At 61.0% G+C, this 18,576-nt stretch carries 21 protein-coding genes; 7 read left to right on the top strand and 14 right to left on the bottom strand.

What is annotated here, in order from left to right; translation table 11 throughout:
* The first annotated feature begins 55 nt into the window (after positions 1 to 55).
* Entirely contained in the window at positions 56 to 628 is a 573-nt protein-coding gene (locus tag V8J82_RS07360; RefSeq protein WP_339973723.1) for a DUF2585 family protein, read from the top strand.
* On the opposite strand, the gene V8J82_RS07365 is transcribed toward V8J82_RS07360, so the two are convergent.
* Entirely contained in the window at positions 625 to 1,725 is a 1,101-nt protein-coding gene (locus V8J82_RS07365) for a THUMP domain-containing class I SAM-dependent RNA methyltransferase (protein WP_339973725.1), read from the bottom strand. The genes V8J82_RS07360 and V8J82_RS07365 overlap by 4 nt on opposite strands.
* Before the next feature lie 78 nt (positions 1,726 to 1,803).
* On the opposite strand from V8J82_RS07365, the gene arsH reads away from it, so the two are divergent.
* Positions 1,804 to 2,529 (top strand): arsenical resistance protein ArsH, encoded by a 726-nt coding sequence (gene arsH / locus V8J82_RS07370; RefSeq protein WP_339974555.1) that lies wholly within the window; start codon positions 1,804 to 1,806, stop codon positions 2,527 to 2,529.
* A gap of 8 nt (positions 2,530 to 2,537) precedes the next feature.
* Here arsH and V8J82_RS07375 read toward each other — a convergent pair whose 3' ends face one another.
* A complete protein-coding gene (locus tag V8J82_RS07375; RefSeq protein WP_339973727.1) occupies positions 2,538 to 4,148 on the bottom strand; it encodes an FAD-dependent oxidoreductase in 1,611 nt (536 codons plus the stop codon).
* Between the two features lie 156 nt (positions 4,149 to 4,304).
* On the bottom strand, positions 4,305 to 4,493 hold the full coding sequence (locus V8J82_RS07380; RefSeq protein ID WP_339973729.1) for a hypothetical protein: 189 nt from the start codon (positions 4,491 to 4,493) through the stop codon (positions 4,305 to 4,307).
* A gap of 254 nt (positions 4,494 to 4,747) precedes the next feature.
* On the opposite strand from V8J82_RS07380, the gene pncB reads away from it, so the two are divergent.
* The gene (gene pncB, locus V8J82_RS07385) at positions 4,748 to 6,040 is read left to right on the top strand and encodes a nicotinate phosphoribosyltransferase (RefSeq protein WP_339973731.1); all 1,293 of its coding nucleotides are present in this window, start codon (positions 4,748 to 4,750) and stop codon (positions 6,038 to 6,040) included.
* A gap of 2 nt (positions 6,041 to 6,042) precedes the next feature.
* On the opposite strand, the gene V8J82_RS07390 is transcribed toward pncB, so the two are convergent.
* The 9 genes from V8J82_RS07390 to dapA all read right to left on the bottom strand — a co-directional run bounded on the left by V8J82_RS07390 (position 6,043) and on the right by dapA (position 12,408).
* Complete coding sequence (locus V8J82_RS07390) at positions 6,043 to 7,197, bottom strand: Fic family protein (protein ID WP_339973733.1); 1,155 nt, start codon at positions 7,195 to 7,197, stop codon at positions 6,043 to 6,045.
* Between the two features lie 202 nt (positions 7,198 to 7,399).
* The gene (locus V8J82_RS23680; RefSeq protein ID WP_439650038.1) at positions 7,400 to 7,687 is read right to left on the bottom strand and encodes a type II toxin-antitoxin system RelE/ParE family toxin; all 288 of its coding nucleotides are present in this window, start codon (positions 7,685 to 7,687) and stop codon (positions 7,400 to 7,402) included.
* Positions 7,657 to 7,920, bottom strand: a complete 264-nt coding sequence (locus V8J82_RS07395; RefSeq protein WP_339973735.1) for a type II toxin-antitoxin system ParD family antitoxin — start codon at positions 7,918 to 7,920, stop codon at positions 7,657 to 7,659. Before V8J82_RS07395 ends, V8J82_RS23680 begins: the two co-directional genes overlap by 31 nt.
* A gap of 50 nt (positions 7,921 to 7,970) precedes the next feature.
* Positions 7,971 to 8,390 carry an alternative ribosome rescue aminoacyl-tRNA hydrolase ArfB gene (arfB, locus tag V8J82_RS07400; protein ID WP_339973737.1) on the bottom strand — a complete coding sequence of 140 codons (420 nt, stop codon included), beginning with the start codon at positions 8,388 to 8,390 and terminating at the stop codon, positions 7,971 to 7,973.
* Positions 8,391 to 8,688: 298 nt separating this feature from the next.
* On the bottom strand, positions 8,689 to 9,306 hold the full coding sequence (locus tag V8J82_RS07405; RefSeq protein ID WP_339973739.1) for a queuosine precursor transporter: 618 nt from the start codon (positions 9,304 to 9,306) through the stop codon (positions 8,689 to 8,691).
* A 91-nt stretch (positions 9,307 to 9,397) separates the two neighbouring features.
* Positions 9,398 to 9,964, bottom strand: a complete 567-nt coding sequence (locus V8J82_RS07410) for a GNAT family N-acetyltransferase (protein WP_339973742.1) — start codon at positions 9,962 to 9,964, stop codon at positions 9,398 to 9,400.
* Positions 9,961 to 10,824 carry a 3-mercaptopyruvate sulfurtransferase gene (sseA, locus tag V8J82_RS07415; protein ID WP_339973744.1) on the bottom strand — a complete coding sequence of 288 codons (864 nt, stop codon included), beginning with the start codon at positions 10,822 to 10,824 and terminating at the stop codon, positions 9,961 to 9,963. Before sseA ends, V8J82_RS07410 begins: the two co-directional genes overlap by 4 nt.
* A 192-nt stretch (positions 10,825 to 11,016) precedes the next feature.
* Positions 11,017 to 11,493, bottom strand: coding sequence for an SsrA-binding protein SmpB (smpB, locus tag V8J82_RS07420; protein WP_339973746.1), 477 nt, complete (start codon positions 11,491 to 11,493; stop codon positions 11,017 to 11,019).
* A 42-nt stretch (positions 11,494 to 11,535) separates the two neighbouring features.
* Complete coding sequence (dapA, locus tag V8J82_RS07425; protein WP_339973748.1) at positions 11,536 to 12,408, bottom strand: 4-hydroxy-tetrahydrodipicolinate synthase; 873 nt, start codon at positions 12,406 to 12,408, stop codon at positions 11,536 to 11,538.
* 144 nt (positions 12,409 to 12,552) lie between these two features.
* On the opposite strand from dapA, the gene V8J82_RS07430 reads away from it, so the two are divergent.
* The 3 genes from V8J82_RS07430 (at position 12,553) to V8J82_RS07440 (ending at position 15,666) form a co-directional block, all read left to right on the top strand.
* Positions 12,553 to 14,496, top strand: a complete 1,944-nt coding sequence (locus V8J82_RS07430; protein WP_339973750.1) for a lytic transglycosylase domain-containing protein — start codon at positions 12,553 to 12,555, stop codon at positions 14,494 to 14,496.
* Positions 14,497 to 14,541: 45 nt separating this feature from the next.
* The gene (tspO, locus tag V8J82_RS07435) at positions 14,542 to 15,012 is read left to right on the top strand and encodes a tryptophan-rich sensory protein TspO (protein WP_339973752.1); all 471 of its coding nucleotides are present in this window, start codon (positions 14,542 to 14,544) and stop codon (positions 15,010 to 15,012) included.
* Positions 15,013 to 15,342: 330 nt separating this feature from the next.
* Positions 15,343 to 15,666 carry a hypothetical protein gene (locus tag V8J82_RS07440; RefSeq protein WP_339973754.1) on the top strand — a complete coding sequence of 108 codons (324 nt, stop codon included), beginning with the start codon at positions 15,343 to 15,345 and terminating at the stop codon, positions 15,664 to 15,666.
* Positions 15,667 to 15,779: 113 nt separating this feature from the next.
* Here the strand turns inward: V8J82_RS07440 and V8J82_RS07445 are convergent, their stop codons facing one another.
* Positions 15,780 to 16,745: a KpsF/GutQ family sugar-phosphate isomerase gene (locus V8J82_RS07445; protein ID WP_339973756.1), complete on the bottom strand. Its 966-nt coding sequence runs from the start codon at positions 16,743 to 16,745 to the stop codon at positions 15,780 to 15,782.
* Positions 16,746 to 16,838: 93 nt separating this feature from the next.
* Between V8J82_RS07445 and V8J82_RS07450 the strand changes: the two genes are divergently transcribed.
* The gene (locus V8J82_RS07450) at positions 16,839 to 17,285 is read left to right on the top strand and encodes an NUDIX hydrolase (RefSeq protein ID WP_339973758.1); all 447 of its coding nucleotides are present in this window, start codon (positions 16,839 to 16,841) and stop codon (positions 17,283 to 17,285) included.
* Here V8J82_RS07450 and V8J82_RS07455 read toward each other — a convergent pair.
* Positions 17,238 to 18,569 carry a PP2C family protein-serine/threonine phosphatase gene (locus V8J82_RS07455; RefSeq protein ID WP_339973760.1) on the bottom strand — a complete coding sequence of 444 codons (1,332 nt, stop codon included), beginning with the start codon at positions 18,567 to 18,569 and terminating at the stop codon, positions 17,238 to 17,240. The two genes, V8J82_RS07450 and V8J82_RS07455, sit on opposite strands and share 48 nt — an antisense overlap.
* Positions 18,570 to 18,576 lie beyond the last annotated feature (7 nt).

Genomic DNA, 18,576 nt, shown 5'->3' on the forward strand with positions numbered 1-18,576 from the left:
AAGCCTGGCGCATCCGGTCCACTCGCGGTCGGGGGCATTGCCAAGGGGATATGCGGTGACACGCACGACATTGAACATGGCCGCGCTGGCCGGCGTGCCGTTGATTGCAGCCGTTCTTTGGGTCTGGGGGCAGCCGTGGATCTGCACCTGCGGAACCATACGCCTCTGGGTCGGATCGATCTGGGACAGCGGAAATTCCCAGCATATCGCCGATTGGTACACCCTATCCCACATCCTCCACGGCGTGCTGATCGCCTTGATCGGTCGTGTCGCGCTGCCGAAACTCGATTTCAAATGGCTCTTCGCAATCGCCATCATCACCGGCATTGGGTGGGAGGTGATCGAGCACACCGATTGGGTCCTTGGCAAATTCCGCGCCACCACGGTCAACCAGGGCTATACCGGCGACTCGATCTTAAACGCCGTGGCCGATTATATCTGGATGATGGGCGGCTTCTTTGCGGCCTGGCACCTGCGCGTGCCGGTCACTCTCGGCCTGGTCGCCGCCCTTGAGCTGACCGCCGCCCTGATCGGCCGCGATAGCCTGGCACTCACCACTTTGATGCTGATCTATCCCGTCGATGCCATCGCCGAATGGCAGCAAGAGTTAAACCCAAACGGCCCCTAAAGCGGCGCATGCCATAAAGTCACCTTCGTGCCGGAATGATCCACCGGCCCAAGCGCTGTCAGATCCAGACCCGTTGCCTTCGCCAATCCGCCATCGCTGGTGATGATCCCGATGCGCCAGCCACCGAACCGGTCGCCCAAAACACCGCCCAGCGCGCCATATAAACCAAACAACAGCTTCCGATCCCCGATCCGCCCCCCGTAAGGCGGGTTCACCAGAATGATGCCGGGCGCCGCGCCCTCCGGCGGCACCAGATCACTCACCGCCTGACGCTCAAACCGCACTCGATCCGCCACGCCCGCGCGCTCGGCATTGGCGCGCGCGCCACGGATCGCACCGTCATTCCGATCGAAGCCGAAATACCGGATCGGCCCGCTGACGCCCCGCTCTTCCATTGGCTCCAAATACCCCCGCCGGAGGCGATCCCCACCGGCCATCTTCTCAAACGCGAAGGACCGTGTGCGCCCCGGCCACAAGCCCATGGCAATCTCGGCGGCTTCCAGCACGATTGTGCCCGACCCGCACATCGGGTCCACCACGGCCTGAGTCCCGTCGAACCCCATCTGCGCCAGAAACCCCGCCGCCATGGTTTCCCGCAGCGGGGCCTTGCCGACAAACTCCTTGTGCCCGCGCCGGTGCAACGCCGCACCGGTCGTATCGACGCTGATCGTGCACAAATCGTCATCGATCCGCGCTTTCACGACGATCGCCGCCTCTTTCGCCACCGGAATGCCCGCCGCCGCGATCCCGCCTGCAATCCGCTGCACCGCGGCTTTGTTGACGTAGATCTTCGACCGGCGGCACACCGCCTCGACCCGCACCGGGACATCCGCGCGCAGCCAATCGCGCCAGGCGACCTTCTTGGACCGTTTGTCCAATTGCGCCAGATGCATCACGCGAAACGCGGCGATGCGCGCCAGAACACGGACAGCACAGCGCAATTGCAGATTGGCCCGCGCCGCCTCGGCCAGGCCGCCGCGACAGGTCACACCGCCTGCCACGGCCTGCACATCCTCAAACCCCGCCGCGCGCGCCTCATCGGCCAGGGGCGCCTCCAAGCCCGGCACCGCCACCAGAAACAAACCATGATCATTCATCCCGCCCCCCTAGCGCGGATCGGGACCTGGCGCGAGGGGGCTTGCGACTCAGCGGCGTGGACCGCAACACTCAAACCCATGGATGATGACAGCTTTCCCGCCTTGCAGCCCGATCTGTTGCCCGACCTCGATCCGGCGCAATTGTTCCCCGGACATAGCACGCCGCCGCCGCGGTTTCTGCTGCTCTACGGATCCTTGCGAGAGGTCTCCTATTCCCGTGCCCTGGCGCTGGAATGCCAACGCCTGCTGACCCGGTTCGGCGCCGAGACGCGGATCTACGACCCCAAAGGCCTGCCGCAACCTGACGGTGACGAGGCCAGCCACCCCAAAGTGACCGAGCTTCGCGACGCAGCCGAGTGGTGCGACGGCTTTGTCTGGGTCAGCCCCGAACGCCACGGCGCCATGACCGGCATCATGAAAAGCCAGATCGATTGGATCCCGCTCTCCATGGGCGGCGTGCGCCCGACCCAGGGCAAGACACTGGCCGTGCTACAAGTGTCGGGGGGCAGCCAAAGCTTCAACACCGTCAACCAGCTCAGGATCTTGGGCCGCTGGATGCGCCTGGTGACCATCCCCAATCAAAGCTCGGTGCCGATGGCATGGGACAAGTTCCAAGATGGCCGCATGAAGCCCGGACCGCTCTACAATCGCGTTGTCGATGTGATGGAAGAGCTGGTGAAATTCACCCACCTCACGCGGGACAACCGGGCCTATCTGCTGGATCGGTATTCCGAACGCGTCGAGAGCCACGCCGCGCTGAGCAAACGGGTGAACACGCCCAGCGCGCAAAGCGCCTGCTGTTAACCGCAGACCTAGTCGTCGGACGCGTTCACATGCTCCCACACCTTTGAGATCACCACCGACCCCTCACCCACGGCGGAGGCGACGCGCTTCACCGATCCCGCCCGCACATCACCCACCGCGAAGATCCCGGGGCACGATGTCTCAAACGGGGATGTCGCATCCGCGCCGGTCACCACAAAGCCGCGCTCATCCAATTCGCAATGGTCGCTCAACCAATCGGTGTTGGGCGCGGCGCCAACCATGATAAAGGCGGCGGGCGTGTCCAAAATCCAAGGCGCGCCGTCGCGGTCGATCTCGACCTGGGCAAGCATCTCATCCCCGCGCAGCTTGGCAATTTGGGCGCGGTAATGGACCGTCACATTGGGGTTGGTCTCCAAGCGCGAGGACAGGTAATCCGACATCGACGCGGCAAGGCTGCTCCCGCGGACCAGCACATGGACATGTTTCGCCGTGCGCGACAGATACATCGCCGCCTGACCGGCCGAGTTTCCGCCGCCCACCACGATGACCTCGGTGCCAACGCAATAGCGCGCCTCCATCTCGGTGGCGGCGTAATAGACACCGCTGCCCTCGAACCGCTCCAATTCGCCCAAGGGCAGGCGTCGATATTCCACACCGGTCGCGACAATCACCGACCGCGCGCGGATATCCTGCCCGTTGTCGAGCGTGGCGTGAAACAGCCCACCCTCGTCGGCCAGGGCGGTCACCCGCCGCGGCATGGCGAAGCGGGTGCCGAATTTCATTGCCTGAACTTCTCCGCGCCAGACCAGATCTGCGCCTGAAATCCCGGTCGGAAAGCCCATGTAATTCTCGATCCGGCTTGACGTTCCGGCCTGCCCACCCACTGCGGTGTCCTCCACCACCAACGCAGATAGCCCCTCCGCCCCCGCATAAACCGCCGCGGCAACGCCCGCAGGGCCGCCGCCGACGATCAGGACATCGAAGATCTCTTCGCGGGTCAGATCCAGGCCGATGCCCAACAGCCGCGCGACTTTGGCGGGCGTGGGGTCTTCGACGACGCGGTTTTCGCCGAAAATCACCGATGGCTCATGCAGGGGAATGCTGCAAACCTCAGCCGCATGTTCGGCCTCACTGCTTCCATCCTCGATAATCTTGAAGGGGATTTTGTTGCGCGAGGCGAAATCTGCCACGGCCCGGATCTCTCGGCTGCGGTCCAGTCCGATCAAGGTGAGTGAGCTATCGCGATCCTCGATCTGTCGCCGCCTGCGGGCTGCATAGACCGTGATGACGATATCCGACATCTCGGGGATACGCGCCATCGCATCCAGCATCGCCCGCCGCGGCACGACAATCGCCGTCACATCCTCTTTTGCGCGCATCGGCAGCGAATAGGCCCCGCCGCTCAGAAACGCGATCTCGCCCATGAATTGGGTCGGACCCAGCGATGTCGGCAGATAGGCTTCGCGCGTATAGGGATTGATCACCTCCACCTGGCCCTCAAGGATATAGATGAAGTTGTCCATCGGATCGCCGACCTCGGCGATGATCTGACCCTTCGCAAAGTGCTGCACCGATCCAATCCGGCGCAGCTCTGCCACATGGGCGTCATGCAGGGGGGTGCGCACCATCTCGCGCAGATTGGCAGCTAGGCGTTCCATGGGCTGTCTCCGGGGTTAGGGCCGCCCATATCCTAGCGCATTGTGTCCCGAGGGGCAGGCCCCACGCATCTGTCCCGCCGCGGAGATGACCAGCCCCGGATCAGATGATGATCCCGGGGCTGGCCGGGTGTCGTTGGTCAGACCGCTCGGGTCACCCTAATCCATGTGGATCGCGGCCAGTTCGGACGTGGTGCTCACCCCGCATTCGGCCCCGCTCATGCCTGCACCCAATTCCAGTTGGCTGCATCCATCACTGGCATATCCCGTAGGGCTACAGGCGCTCAGCACCAGGCTCAGCATCAGCAGGGCGCCCGCAGGCAATAGGGTGGACGTATGGGTCGTCATGTCAAACCTCCTGTGGTGTCTGACGCACCGGTTCGGGGGGGTCCGTCACCTCTCGCGCAGACTATGCTCAACACGCAGCAGCACCCTCAATCCGTCGCGGAAATGATCCGCCGCGCAGGGGTCGGCGGAAACGCGCTGAAATCGAAACGCCGCCCCACGCGCTAACCATCTTGCCCCCGGCGCGCTCCCTTGCTCTAACTCCTCCCACAACCGGAGAGAGAGCCCATGGTCGACGTCCAACAAGAAGTCCGCAAATGGTAGATATCGCCACCCGCGTCTGGAACCACCGATGGAAGATCGACCCGATCGTCCGGTCCCTGATCGATACCGATTTTTACAAGCTGCTGATGTGCCAATCGGTGTTCCGCAACAAACCCGACACCCGCGTCACCTTCAGCCTGATCAACCGCACCACCCGCATCCCGCTGGCCGACCTGATCGATGAAGGCGAGCTGCGCGAACAGCTCGACCATATCCGCACCCTCCGCCTGTCCCGCGGCGAATCCACCTGGATGCGCGGCAACACCTTCTACGGCAAGCGCCAGATGTTCACGCCCGTCTTCATGGATTGGTTCGAGAACCTGCAACTGCCCCCCTACCACCTCGACCGCGTCGGCGATCAGTACGAGCTGACCTTCGAAGGGTCCTGGCCCGAGGTCATGCTGTGGGAAATCCCCGCGCTCTCCGTCCTCATGGAGCTTCGCGGCCGCGCCGTCCTCGCCACCATGGGCAAGTTCGAGCTTCAGGTGCTCTATGCCCGCGCCATGACCAAGCTGTGGGAAAAGATCGAACGCCTCCAGGCCATCCCGGATCTACGCATCGCCGATTTCGGCACCCGGCGGCGGCATTCCTTCCTCTGGCAGGATTGGGCCGTGCAGGCCATGCGCGAGGGGCTGGGGGAGTGCTTTGCCGGCACCTCCAACTGCCTCATCGCCAAGAACCGCGATCTTGAGGCCATCGGCACGAATGCCCACGAATTGCCCATGGTCTACGCCGCCCTGGCCGAGGATGACGCCGCGCTGGCTGCCGCGCCCTATGACGTGCTCTCCGATTGGCATGAGGAGCATGAGGGCAATCTGCGCATCATCCTGCCCGACACCTACGGCACGGACGGGTTCCTCGAAAATGCGCCCGATTGGCTGGCGGGTTGGACCGGCATCCGCATCGATTCAGGTGACCCCGCCACTGGCGCCGAGCGCGCCATCGCCTGGTGGAACGCCCGCGGTGAGGACCCGACCGAGAAGCTGATCATCTTCTCCGACGGCCTCGACGTCGACAAGATCGAGACGCTCCACACCCAATTCGCAGGCCGCGTCCGGGTGAGCTTCGGCTGGGGCACCCTGCTAACGAACGATTTCCGAGGCCTCACCGACCACGACGCCCTCGCCCCCTTCAGCCTCGTCTGCAAAGCCGTCGCCGCAAACGGCAAGTCAACCGTCAAACTGAGCGACAACCCCGAGAAGGCCATGGGCCCGGGGGACGAGATCGAGCGCTACAAGCGGGTGTTTGGGGTTGGCGAGCAGGAACGGGTTGAGGTGGTGGTTTAGACCTACCGTTGCACCCCGTCAGAAACATCAATTACGTCCTTGGCCCAGAAGAGTTTGGGGTTCTCGAACCCAATTATTTCCCGAAGGATTCCTAAACGTACAAGTTGCTCGATGTTCTTTTTTGCGGACTGATAGCTCGTTACTGAGACCTTTGCCGCCTCACTGATCGAGATCACCGGTCTCTCAAAAAGGTGGTCAGAAATCGTTAGCGCTGAGACAGACTTGGTGTTGTTTTGGATGCGCGCACGGAAGTCGCTTTGCAGGTCGTTCAAGCGAACAATGGTTGCACTGGTCTGTTTGCACGACTCGGTCACGGCGCGCAGAAAAAAGCGCAGCCATCGCTCCCAGTTCCCACTGGTGGAAACTTCAAACATAGAGTCGATGTACTCGTCCTTGTGAATTTCGATGAAGGGGCTGACATACAAGATAGGTTTGTCAAGCAACCCGCTGGTCATTAGCTGGAGCGTTATAAGCATGCGCCCCACACGTCCGTTGCCATCCCCAAACGGATGAATGGTTTCGAATTGGTAGTGTGTAAGGCCGGCTTCGATCAGTGCTGGATAAGTGGTTTCACCTCGGTTGATGAACGACTCGAGTTTATCCAGACAATCCGAAGCCTCTTTTGGAGGAGGTGGGATGAAGCGGGCATTCTTGATTTTGAGAGCACCAATCCAATTCTGATGGATCTTGTATTCACCAGGTCTCTTGTTCGAACCTCTGGTTTTTCCTGCATTTCTCAGTAGGACGGCGTGCATCCCGCGGATCACGCGATGCGAGATTGGAAGCTCTCGTATTTGTTCTTCGGCGAAATCGATTGCTCTTATGTAGTTTAGAACTTCGCGATCAGCCTCGGTTGCAGTTGGAGAATCATAAGCCTCCACAATCGCAAGGTTGTCTGCCGTTGAAAACGTGCCCTCCATAGCTGACGAACGAAGCGCTTCATTCCTCTGAAGTGGTCTGATGACCATGTACGGATTCGTGATTGTACTACTGATCTCTTTGAGCCCTCCAAGCGCGGCGGAAGCTTCTCCGAACTCTTGAATGAGGCAGTTAAGGTCAAGTTTTGGTGGCAAATCGTTTGGGACGAAGGCAAGCATGTCTTCGATAGTGGGCACAAGTTCACCCGTTTTCTCGCCGCCAAACAAAGCTTGATCCATGATGTCACCTTAGTTCAACCGATCTTGATATATTGAACCTTTCCTGCACAAAGGTTCAATGTCAATGCATGTCATTGAACCATAGGTCAGTGACTTTGAACTAAATATAGCGCTCGGATCTTCTCGAAATACAACTTGCCAAGCGACCGTAGGGTTGGCTGAAGCCCACCAAAACACCCTACACCCCCACATCCATTCGCCGTTACATCCCCCGCACCACCATCATCGCCGCGTCGTTCCCACGAAAGAACACCACATGGCTCCCCGCCAGCGCCCGCCGCAGTCCGGGCCTAATACTATCCGCTTTTCGCGATGCGGTCCGACCGGAGGCTAGACCCTTTATCCGCGATCTGAGTTGGCGATTGTACTTCACAGCCCGCGCCAATCCCCGGCTTTCGGCGGTGTAATCGTAGATTCTATCCAGGTCGTCCTCCGCGTCCGGGAGAAGAATGACCGCTTTCACGAGGCTGCACGCTTCTTGGCCAGCCATTTCTGATACTTGCGCTCTTCAAACTCGTCCCAACTGAATTCGCGCCCCTCGCCGCTCGCCTCACCTTTATCGATCTCGGCGCGCAAACGTTCAAGTTTTGCTTCCTCGTCTTCCAGCAACCGCAATCCGGCCCGGATCACGTCACTGGCCGAGCCATAGCGACCTTCCTTCACTTTCTCATCGATGAAGCTGGTGAAGTGATCGCCGAGAGAAACAAAGGTGTTACGGGCCATGATCGTCTCCAGAGAATATGTGCCAATATTTGGTACTACTCGCTCCGAAGTCACTCCTCCCCGACCGAGCCCCGCAACGCCTTCACCTCACCGCGTCGTTTCTTCGCCTCGACCCGTTTCCGCTTCTGATTGGCCGAGACCCGCGTTCGGATGCGCTTCTTCGGCACCACCGTCGCCCGCCGGATCAACTCCGCCAGCCGCTCCCGCGCGATCTCTCGGTTCCGCGCCTGGCTCCGTTCTTCCGAGACTTGGATCACCACCGCGCCGTCTTTCGTCCAGCGGCGTCCGGCCAGCCGTCGCAGCCGTGCTTTGACCGCACCGCTCAGCCCGGGCGACCGCTCCGCCTCGAACCGCAATTCGACGGCGCTCGACACCTTGTTCACGTTCTGCCCGCCCGGCCCCGAAGACCGCACGAATTGCTCCGTGATCTCCCAATCCTCGATGCTGATTTGATCCGTGATCCGCAACATTGTTTTCACTTGCAAAGATATACCGGAGATATCCTCCAGATATACCAGTTCTATATCTGTGGTTTCGCACGAAAAAGGGCCGCCTTGCGGCGACCCTTTCGAAAGTTCAGGAGGTGGGGCGGTTAGGACCGTATCCACCTTGGGAAGGGGCGAAACACCCCAAGGATTGCCTTAGAGGCGCGCCTCCCAAGTTGTCCCGTCACACGTCTCCAATACCTTTCTAGACACTGGATCACCTCCTTTCGATTGGTTGCTGTTGAGGTAATCGTGACACAGATTTCGTGTCTGTCAAACTTTTTTACGCAACACTTGGCATTAATCTGCGCGTCACCAGGCGGAACGGGATCAAAGCGATTAAAGCGAGGGCAAGCTTCACGCCCCAATCCGCAATCGCAAGCGACACCCAAAGCGGCGCCTCGGGCCCGGCGCCCAGGATCGGCAGGATCTCATTTGCCCAGGCCACATCGCCCGGCAAAACGCTCGCCAATGTACCCGAAAATGCGATGAAGAAGAACAGGGCGGTATCGACGCTCGATCCAATTATGCTCGAAATTACAGGGGCTTGCCACCACCCGCCATTCCGTAGCCGATCAAAAATCGCGACATCCAACAGCTGCGCGGTCAGGAAGGCGATGCCAGAGCCCAGCGCGATCCGAAGCGTCACCAGCGGCCCAAATTCTCCGACAATCTGCGTCCCGATCAGCGAGCACGCAATGCCCACCAAAAAGCCAATGAAAACAACCCGCCGCGCCGCCTGAACCCCATAAACGCGGTTCATCACATCGGTCACCAGAAAGGCCAGCGGATAGGTAAAGGCTCCCCAAGTCAGCCATTGGCCGAACAGGAATTGCACAAGGATGTTCGAGGCAACCACAACGGTCGCCATGGCTAGAACGCCAGGAAGAATACGGGTCATCGGTTTGGTCCGTTTTTACAAGGTCAGCGGAGACTTGGCCCAACACGGGCAGGCGCGCGACTTACGCCCGATTCATGGCCCTGTCCAGCGCCTAAATTACCCGCGACGGATCGCGATCATGGACCAAAACCGTGGTCCGCTCTGCCCGCCGCACCGGCTCAAACCCCATCTTCTGATAGAGCGCCAGCGCACGCGGATGATCCAAGGTGCAGGTGTTCACGCTCATCTTTTGCACGCTTTCCCGCGCCCAGCCCGTCGCGATCGCGGTTTGCAATAACGGGCGGCCCAAACCGGAGCTGACGGCCTGCGGAACAAGACCAAAATACGCCAAATCGCATAGTCCTGCTTCGCGCCAATCCAGAACAAAGAACCCCGCGGGCCAGCCATGACGGATCGCCGTCCAGATCACCACATCCGGATCCCGCACAAAGGCCTGCAAGCCCTCCGGATCCTCATCGGCCTGCCGGAAGCGATCCTGCCACTCATAGTCGCGCCCGACCGCGTCGTACATCGATAGGAAATACCAAACCGGCGGATCAATCGCGCGCTCCAACCGGATATCGCCCGACAATTGCGGCGCCCCCCAATCGGGACGCGTCTCCATCTCAAGATAGGTGATCTTATAAGGAACCTCGGTTCCCGCTGGGATAATCGTCATCCGGTTTCGACCTTCAATTGGTCGAATTGCCCCCATTCCGCCCAGGACCCATCGTAAAGCGAAACATCCTGCATGCCCAAACGCTCCAATCCCAGCATCAGGATCGCCGCCGTCACGCCGGACCCGCAAGTCGTGATGATCCGCTTGTCCAAATCCACGCCACCCGCTTCAAAAGCGGCGCGCAGAGCGTCCCCCTCTTTCATCGTTCCATCGGCCTCAAACAAGCTCGCATAATGGACGTTCTTCGATCCGGGAATATGCCCGGCCCGCAATCCTGCCCGCGCTTCGGGCTCCTCTCCGCGGAACCTGGAAGGTGAACGTGCATCGACGATCTGCCAATCGCCCAGTTTCGAGGCCTGAGCCACCTGCGTGACATCCTTGACCAAATGCGCCTGCCTTTGCACGGTCATATGCCGGTCGCGCACGATGGGCGGCATATCTTCAATCGGATGCTCTTCGGCGGTCCATTTCGGAAATCCACCATCCAACACAGCCACATCGGTCTTACCCATCAGGCGGAAATTCCACCAAACCCGCGCTGCGGAAAACAAGCCCATCCCGTCATAGACAACCACCTGGTGCCCATCGCCGACGCCCATCGCCCGCATCCGCGACATGAACTTTTCCACCGGGGCAACCATATGCGGCAGGGATGACCGCGCGTCCGAGATCTCGTCGATATCGAAAAAACGCGCGCCTGGGATATGGCCTTCGACATATTCCGCACGGGCGTCGCGCCCCATATCAGCCAGGTAATACGATGCATCGATCACGCGCAGATCGGGGTCATTCAAATGGGCGGCAAGCCATGCGGTGGAGACCAATGTCTTGGGATCATCGCCTGTTATATAACCCGCCATATCCAAGCCCTTACCACAATCCTAGCGCCTCCTAGCCCTACGCCCCTCACCCGTGCCACGCAAGAGCGGCCACAATCGACAACAGGTCCAGTTGCGTAAAACATCCGCCAGGAGCGCCCGCCTGAGCCAGCGCGCCAAAGGCGCGGGGCGAGGTACAGAAATGCGCTGCAAGCGCGCCTTTGGCGACAGAGATCAGCCGTTCTGTTTCATCAACCGCTGCTTCTGGCGGTTCCAGTCGCGTTTCGCCGAGGTCTCGCGCTTATCGGCGAGCTTCTTGCCCTTCGCCACGCCGATCTTCAGCTTCACCAGACCCTTATGGTTGAAATACATCACCATCGGAACCAGCGTCATGCCTTCCCTCTGTGTCGCATTCCACAGCCGCGACAACTCGCGCTTTGACGCCAGAAGCTTACGCCGCCGCTTTTCCTGATGCTGGAACGTTTTCGCCTGAAGGTAAGGCGCGATATAGCTGTTCACCAACCACAACTCACCGTCTTTCACTTCGGCATAGCTCTCGGCGATATTCGACTGGCCCACGCGCAGGCTCTTCACCTCGGAGCCTTCCAGGATGATCCCAACCTCAAGATCGCTCTCGATTGCATAATCGAAGCGGGCTCGCCGATTCTCGGCGATAACTTTGTAATTCTCGTTGTCAGGTTTCTTGGCCATGGGGCGTGGATATAGGATGTCCCACGCCCCAAAGCTAGAGCGTCAGTTGATCAACCCGGCATGGCGCAAGGCGGCATCGATCTTCGCTTTCGTCTCATCGCTTACCGTCGTCAGCGGCAGCCGCACCTCATCCGAGGTCTTGCCGATCACCGACAGCCCATATTTCGCACCGGCAAGACCGGGCTCCGCAAAGATCGCCTGGTGCAAGGGCATCAGCCGATCCTGATAAGTCAGCGCCTTTGCGTAGTCTCCCGCCAGCGTGGCGGCCTGCATCTCGGCGCACAGCTTCGGCGCCACATTGGCCGTCACGCTGATACAGCCCTTGCCGCCTTGCGCGTTGAACCCGACAGCGGTGGGGTCTTCACCGGACAGTTGGATGAAGTCCGTCCCACAGGTCAAACGCGTTGCGGGCACGCGGGCCAGGTCCGCCGTGGCATCTTTCACACCGACGATATTGGGGAGCTTGGCAAGCTCTCCCATCGTTTCCGGTGTCATATCCACGACCGAGCGGGGCGGAATGTTGTAGATGAAAATCGGGATCCCCACCTCGGCCAGTGCGGTGAAATGGGCGATCATCCCGCGTTGCGTCGGCTTGTTGTAATAGGGCGTCACCACCAGCGCAGCATCGGCGCCGACATCCTTGGCATGTTGCACAAGCCCCATTGCCTCGGAGGTGTTATTCGACCCGGCGCCCGCCATGACAGGCACGCGGCCCGCGGCCACCTGCACGACAGTCTCGATGACCTGTTCGTGTTCCTCATGGCTCAGCGTTGGGCTTTCACCCGTGGTGCCGACCGGCACCAATCCATTGGTCCCTTCGCTGATCTGCCATTCCACCAAGTGTTTGAGCGCGTCAAAATCCACCTGACCCGATGCCATCGGGGTGACCAAAGCGGTATTCGATCCCTGGAACATGTCGCGCCTCCTGGTTTGGTGTCTTAGCCCCGCTCCCATACTCCGCGCCTATAGGATTGCCAAGCTCGTGAGTTGCGGTTTGCCCGGACTACCCTATCCTAGGGCCGGGGGATTTGACGCTGAGAAAAAGGAGACGCCGCAGATATGCGCCGCTTGTTCATCGCCTCTGGCTTACTTGTCGCATTGGCTGCGACTCCCGCCCTATCACAATCCCAGGCCGAGGTGCTTGGCCGCGCCCTAGAGGCCTATAATCGCGGCAATTTCGCCCTCGGTTCCGAAGTGTCGCAAGACCTGGAGGATTTCGCCGCGCTCGATGTGCTGGCCTGGACCCGCCTACGCCGCGGCGAGGGGGATTTTGGCGAATATATCGCCTTTCTCGACCGCAATCCGGATTGGCCCGGCTTACCCTATCTGCGCCGCCAGGGCGAGCCGTCAATCCCAGAGGGTGGCGATCCGCAGAATGTGCTGGACTTCTTCGCCAACGCCTCGCCGCAGACCGGCGCCGGTGCGCTCGCCTATGCCCGCGCGTTGGAGGAAACCGGTGACCGCGCCGCGGCAGAGGCCGAGGTGATCCGCGCCTGGACCTCCATCGTCATGACCGGTCCGCAGGCGCAAGCGCTCAACCGCGCCTATGGCAGCATTCTCACCGAAGAGCATCACATCGCGCGCATCGACCATTTGCTGTGGGAGGGCTCCGAAGATCGCGCGCGGGCAATGTTTGGGCTGGTGCCCGAGGAGTGGCGCACCCTGGCCGAGGCGCGGCTGGCCCTGCGCGAACGTCGCGGCGGGGTGGATGACCTGATCGGGGCGATCCCAGAGAACCTGCAGGACGATCCAGGCCTGGCCTATGAACGGTTCCTATGGCGCATGGGGTCGGGGTTTTGGGATACCGCGGGCGAGTTGATGGCCGCCCAATCGGCCAGCGCCGCTACGCTGGGACGCCCGGAAGAATGGGGCCGACGCCGCGCCGATCTGGCCCGCGACGTGATGCGCGAGGGGGATCACGAGACCTGCTATGATTATGCCGCGAACCACCGCATCCGCGCCGAGGTCGACTATCTCCGCTTTGCAGATCTGGAATGGCTTGCGGGCTATTGCGCCTTGCAGCTTGGTCAGGCCGACACCGCCGTTGCTCATTTCGAAGAGTTCCGCGACGTGGTCTTTTCGCCCATCTCGGTCGGACGCGCGGGCTATTGGCTCGGCCGCGCCCACGAGGCCGCCGGAAATACCGAAGCCGCCGCGGCCGCCTATGCGCTCGGCGCGCAATACCAATCGAGCTTCTATGGCCAATTGGCCCAGGAACGCGGCGGACTTCCCGTGGATCCCGCATTCCTAGCCGATGCCGATTACGGCAATTGGCAGGATGCAAGCTTTACCGATCTGTCGGTCTTCCGCGCCGCAATGCTGCTCTACGAAGCTGGACAACGCACGCTGGCCGAGCGGTTCTTTACCCATATCACCGAGCGTCTGGATGAACGCGAAGCCGGGATGATGGGCGATCTGATGCTGGAACTGGACGAGCCGCACTTTGCCCTGCTGGTGGCCAAGCGGGCGGCGCAATCCGGCCATGAAATCATGCGCGCCTACTACCCTTTGGCCGATCTCGAGGATGTCGACTTGCCGATCCCGCGGGCCCTGGCGCTGTCCATCGCCCGGCGCGAAAGCGAGTTCGAACCCGATGCCATTTCCGAAGCTGGCGCCATCGGCCTGATGCAGGTCATGGCGCGCACGGGGGCGGATTCAGCCGCCGATCTGGGTATCTCGTTTTCTGAAGACCGGCTGCGCAGCGATCCTGCCTATAACGTGCTGTTGGGCTCCAACTACGTGGCCGATCTGATCGACGATTATAATGACAATCTGGTTCTGATCACGGTCGGATATAACGCGGGGCCCGGACGGGTGCGGCAATGGCTTGAGCGGTTTGGTGACCCACGCCGCTCCGATGATGTGATAGACTGGATCGAGGACGTTCCGTTCTCGGAAACCCGCAATTACATCATGCGCGTGGTCGAAGGTTTGTCGATCTACGAGGCGCAGCTGACTGGGGAACTTCCCGATATCGGGCTCAGCGAGCGCTTGCTGCAATAGGCAACCGGCGCTAGACCACCGCCAAGGAGGCGCTAGTTCGAGTTTATGGAATGGTCAGTTTTCATCTTGTTTCTCGGCGCGTGCTGCGCGGCTGCGGCTACCGGATCGATGTTCGCGCCGGGCGAGTGGTATCGGCAGTTGGTCAAACCCGGATGGACACCGCCTGACTGGTTGTTCCCTATCGCCTGGACGCTGCTTTACCTTGCTTCGGCCTATGCGGCGACACGCGTGGCTGTCCTGGATGGGGCTGCGCATGCAATGGGGTTCTGGGCGCTGCAAATTGCGCTGAACACGCTGTGGACGCCCGTCTTCTTCGGGCTTGAACGTATCCGCGCTGGCGCCGTGATCCTCGTATTTCTATGGATCGCCGTGATCGGCTCGATGGTGACGTTCCTACAACTCGACATGCTCGCAGGCGCTTTGATGATCCCGTACGTAATCTGGGTCAGCTATGCGGGTGCCCTGAACTTGGCGATCCTTCGTTTGAACGCGGGTTCGACCGAGCGCTCCGTCTGATCTGACCTCTCGGGACCGAGGCGGCGCATCTGCTTCTTCGGATAACGCTTGGCCGATTGTTGCAAAACCGCCGCGCCTTTTCACGTCGGCTCGATGGGATCACACGGGGGCGTGTGGTGGGTGCGGGCTGTGTGGATATCTGTGCGTGGGTGCACCTAAATCCCGTATTTCTCTCGCTCACGTGTATGGAAAGACAGGCCGCCCGGTCTCATATTCCTCTCATCGACGGGCCACAGGGATCGCCTCACCGCCCGCCACCGACATTCACAGACCCGCCGGGGCCGCACGCAAACACGCAGGCCCCCGCCGCAAGATCAAAGGACTAAGACTATGAAAAAGATCGCACTTATCGCCGCCCTCGCCACCGCAATCGCCGCCCCCGTCGCCGCGCAATCGGCCTCTGATCGCGCCAATGTCGGCCAGGAGGTCGGCCTCGCCGCCGGATATGGCGCGACCGCCCTGCAGGGCAACGGCGTGACCATCGGCACCCGCGGCGGCGCCGCCCTGGAGCGCGCCTTCACCATCGGAAATGCCAGCCAGGACAGCGCCATCGAGGTGCATAACGCCGCCGACGCCACCCTCGTAAGCGGGACGCCCAGCCACGCCGCGGAGATCTTCGCGCGCCTGGCCGCCGAATCCGAAGGCAACGATTAACCAGACCCCAAGACGCGGGCGGGATCTCTCTCCCCGCCTCTCCCCAAACCCGCCCGCGGCCCAAAGCCCCTCAGAGCATCCCCAGGCTCAGAGGGGCTTTTTGCTAAAAACCGTCAGGCGAGACCTGCGCGCAGGCAATCATGCAGATGCAAGATCCCCAAGGGCCGCTGATCCCCATCGACCACAAACAGCGCCGTGATCTTTTTCTCGGACATTGTGGCCATCGCCTCCGCAGCGAGCATGTCGGGCGCGATCACACGCGGCGTCCGCGTGGCCACGTCGCCAGCGGTACACTCCATCAGCCTGTTGATATTCCGCCGCAAATCCCCGTCTGAAATCGCGCCAACCAGACGGCCACCTTCGACAACTCCCGCGATCCCAAAGCCGCGCTCGCTCATCACGACGAGGGTATCGCCCATGGCGGTCGCGGCTTCGACCAAAGGCATCGCCTCGGATTCGTGCATCAATTGCGCCACCGTCATCAGTTGCGCCCCCAGCTTGCCGCCCGGGTGATAGGTACGGAACTGCTCGGGCTGGAATCCGCGCTGCTCCATCACCGCGATGGCCAGTGCGTCACCCAAGGCCAAGGTCAGCGTCGTCGACGTGGTCGGCGCCATACCAAGCGCGCAGGCTTCCGGGGCATCGGGCAGCATCAGGCGGAAATCGGCGGCGCGCATCAGGGTGCTGTCGGCGCGTTTGCTGATGCCCACCATCGGGATGGAAAACCGCGCCACATGGGCGATCAAGCTTTGCAATTCTGCCGTTTCGCCAGAATTTGAGATCAGGATAGCCAGATCCCCCGGCATGACCATGCCCAGATCACCATGGCTGGCTTCCGCAGCGTGCACGAAGGCCGACGGCGTACCAGTTGAGGCGAACGTCGCGTTGATTTTTCGCGCGATATGGCCCGATTTCCCAATCCCCGACAGGATTACGCGACCGGATGTATTGAGGATCGCCTGCGCGGCAGCCTCGAAATCTGCGGGAAGCGCATCGGCCATGGCACGCACTGCCTCGGCCTCGGTCCGGACCACCCGGGCACCGGTTTCGCGCATGGAAGGGGATCGGTTCTCTGCCATGGCGCGCTCTTACCGCAGGTGATAGCGCTTGGCGAGAGGATTGGGTTTTCCGACCTGCCGGACCATGCCAGAAAAGCGGGGAAGGAGATCACGATGAACCGTCGATTTGGGGCGTGGCCCGCACCACAGCATATCTATCGTACCCGCCCGGGCGCCTATGTGATCATCGATGCGGGGGATTGCCTGTTGGCCTCGTTTCAAGAACGGCCCATTCCCGAATTGCAGCTGCCGGGCGGCGGCATCGATCCAGGCGAGTCGACGATCCCCGCCCTGCACCGCGAGGTGATGGAGGAAACCGGCTACCGCATCCATGGGTTGCGGCGGCTCGGGATGTGCCACCGATATACATACATGCCCGACTACGATCGGTATGCGCATAAGCAATGTCACATCTATGCGGCCCGTCTTGGCACTCGGATATCAGAGCCAACCGAGCCCGGGCACACTGCCGTGTTTTTGCCTTGGGATGCGGCGATGGAGCGTCTGGCAGTTTCAGGCGATCGGCATTTTGTGGCCAGATATCTCGGATTGCGCGGCTGATCCGGGCCCACGATATTCCAACAACATTGCCGATAGATCATCGGGAAACTCATCGGTTCCCGCGAACAGAACAAGGTCGTCATAGATCCGCTCAAGGAAATCCGGGCCGGTTTTGTCAGCGTGTCGCTCCATGATGGCGATCAGACCGTCTTCGTCCAGCATCCTGTCGGAGGCGTCGGGGCATTCGGTCAAGCCATCGGAATACATAAGCAAGCGATCACCGGGGCTGAGAATAACGGCTGAGGCTTCGAATTCGACATCCGGGATCAGGCCGACCGGCATGCCACCCTCGCCCACCAATTCAGCCGTTCCGCTGGCGCGCAGCACAACCGGATGGGGGTGACCGGCCTGGACCATCCGAAACATCCCCGTTGCCAGATCAAGAAATCCAAGGCCGAGCGTGAAATACCGATCCGTCTGCATTTCCTTGAGCAGCAATTCATTCATCCGGGCCGCAGCCGTTCCCGGAGGCAGGTCAAAATACCGACCATTGGGATCGCGTGACAACGCGATGTTCTGATCGATGGACGCGTCCGACATCATCCCCGCCATCCGCGCGGCAATCATCGCCGAGGCCACACCATGGCCAGACACATCCAGACTATAGACCCCAATGGTATCGGCGTTGATGTTGAAACAACCCACCATATCGCCGCCGACATGGCCGCTCGCCTTCAGGAACAGCGACACATCGGCGCCATCGAAGCTGTAGAACCGGTCTTGCAACAGCGATTGTTGCAGCCGCCGCGCCTCGTCCAGGTCCCTGTCGATCGCACCATAGAGCACCTGCAACTCATCCAGCGCGGTCTCCAACAGGCGATTGTTTTCAACCAACGCACGCTGCATATCAACGATCCGCGCGCCCGCATTCATCCGAGCGCGCAGTTCTGGCGGACGAACCGGTTTGGTCAAGAAGTCATCGGCCCCGGCCTCAAGCCCCTCGGTCACTGCGGCACCGTCGGTTTTCGAGGTTTGCAAGATCACATAGGCGTAGTTCTGTGTCACTTCGCTACGCAGGCGGCGGCAGAATTCAGGGCCGGTCATCCCCGGCATCATCCAATCGCACAGGATCAAATCGATATGGGGTTGTTTTGCGACCTCAAGCGCCTCCACCGGGTCACCGAATGGCACCGCAGTATGGCCCCACCGCCGCAGCAATGCGCAGACCAGATTTCGTTGCGCCGGGGAATCGTCCAAGACAAGCACGGTCAACGCCTGGACGCCCTGTACGGTCGTTTGCGGCGCCATATCAGACGCGGGAAGGGCAGAGGCGATCTCAGTCACGTGTCGG

It is taken from the genome of Gymnodinialimonas mytili (assembly GCF_037544085.1).
Taxonomy (GTDB): Bacteria; Pseudomonadota; Alphaproteobacteria; order Rhodobacterales; family Rhodobacteraceae; genus Gymnodinialimonas; species Gymnodinialimonas mytili.

Excerpts from the sequence above, each read along its gene's own strand:
- V8J82_RS07365 (WP_339973725.1), bottom strand. The coding sequence starts at position 1,725 with ATGAATGATCATGGTTTGTTTCTGGTGGCGGTGCCGGGCTTGGAGGCG.
- arsH (WP_339974555.1), top strand. The coding sequence starts at position 1,804 with ATGGATGATGACAGCTTTCCCGCCTTGCAGCCCGATCTGTTGCCCGAC.
- V8J82_RS07375 (WP_339973727.1), bottom strand. The coding sequence starts at position 4,148 with ATGGAACGCCTAGCTGCCAATCTGCGCGAGATGGTGCGCACCCCCCTG.
- V8J82_RS07380 (WP_339973729.1), bottom strand. The coding sequence starts at position 4,493 with ATGACGACCCATACGTCCACCCTATTGCCTGCGGGCGCCCTGCTGATG.
- pncB (WP_339973731.1), top strand. The coding sequence starts at position 4,748 with ATGGTAGATATCGCCACCCGCGTCTGGAACCACCGATGGAAGATCGAC.
- V8J82_RS07390 (WP_339973733.1), bottom strand. The coding sequence starts at position 7,197 with ATGGATCAAGCTTTGTTTGGCGGCGAGAAAACGGGTGAACTTGTGCCC.
- V8J82_RS23680 (WP_439650038.1), bottom strand. The coding sequence starts at position 7,687 with ATGGCTGGCCAAGAAGCGTGCAGCCTCGTGAAAGCGGTCATTCTTCTC.
- V8J82_RS07395 (WP_339973735.1), bottom strand. The coding sequence starts at position 7,920 with ATGGCCCGTAACACCTTTGTTTCTCTCGGCGATCACTTCACCAGCTTC.
- arfB (WP_339973737.1), bottom strand. The coding sequence starts at position 8,390 with ATGTTGCGGATCACGGATCAAATCAGCATCGAGGATTGGGAGATCACG.
- V8J82_RS07405 (WP_339973739.1), bottom strand. The coding sequence starts at position 9,306 with ATGACCCGTATTCTTCCTGGCGTTCTAGCCATGGCGACCGTTGTGGTT.
- V8J82_RS07410 (WP_339973742.1), bottom strand. The coding sequence starts at position 9,964 with ATGACGATTATCCCAGCGGGAACCGAGGTTCCTTATAAGATCACCTAT.
- sseA (WP_339973744.1), bottom strand. The coding sequence starts at position 10,824 with ATGGCGGGTTATATAACAGGCGATGATCCCAAGACATTGGTCTCCACC.
- smpB (WP_339973746.1), bottom strand. The coding sequence starts at position 11,493 with ATGGCCAAGAAACCTGACAACGAGAATTACAAAGTTATCGCCGAGAAT.
- dapA (WP_339973748.1), bottom strand. The coding sequence starts at position 12,408 with ATGTTCCAGGGATCGAATACCGCTTTGGTCACCCCGATGGCATCGGGT.
- V8J82_RS07430 (WP_339973750.1), top strand. The coding sequence starts at position 12,553 with ATGCGCCGCTTGTTCATCGCCTCTGGCTTACTTGTCGCATTGGCTGCG.
- tspO (WP_339973752.1), top strand. The coding sequence starts at position 14,542 with ATGGAATGGTCAGTTTTCATCTTGTTTCTCGGCGCGTGCTGCGCGGCT.
- V8J82_RS07440 (WP_339973754.1), top strand. The coding sequence starts at position 15,343 with ATGAAAAAGATCGCACTTATCGCCGCCCTCGCCACCGCAATCGCCGCC.
- V8J82_RS07445 (WP_339973756.1), bottom strand. The coding sequence starts at position 16,745 with ATGGCAGAGAACCGATCCCCTTCCATGCGCGAAACCGGTGCCCGGGTG.
- V8J82_RS07450 (WP_339973758.1), top strand. The coding sequence starts at position 16,839 with ATGAACCGTCGATTTGGGGCGTGGCCCGCACCACAGCATATCTATCGT.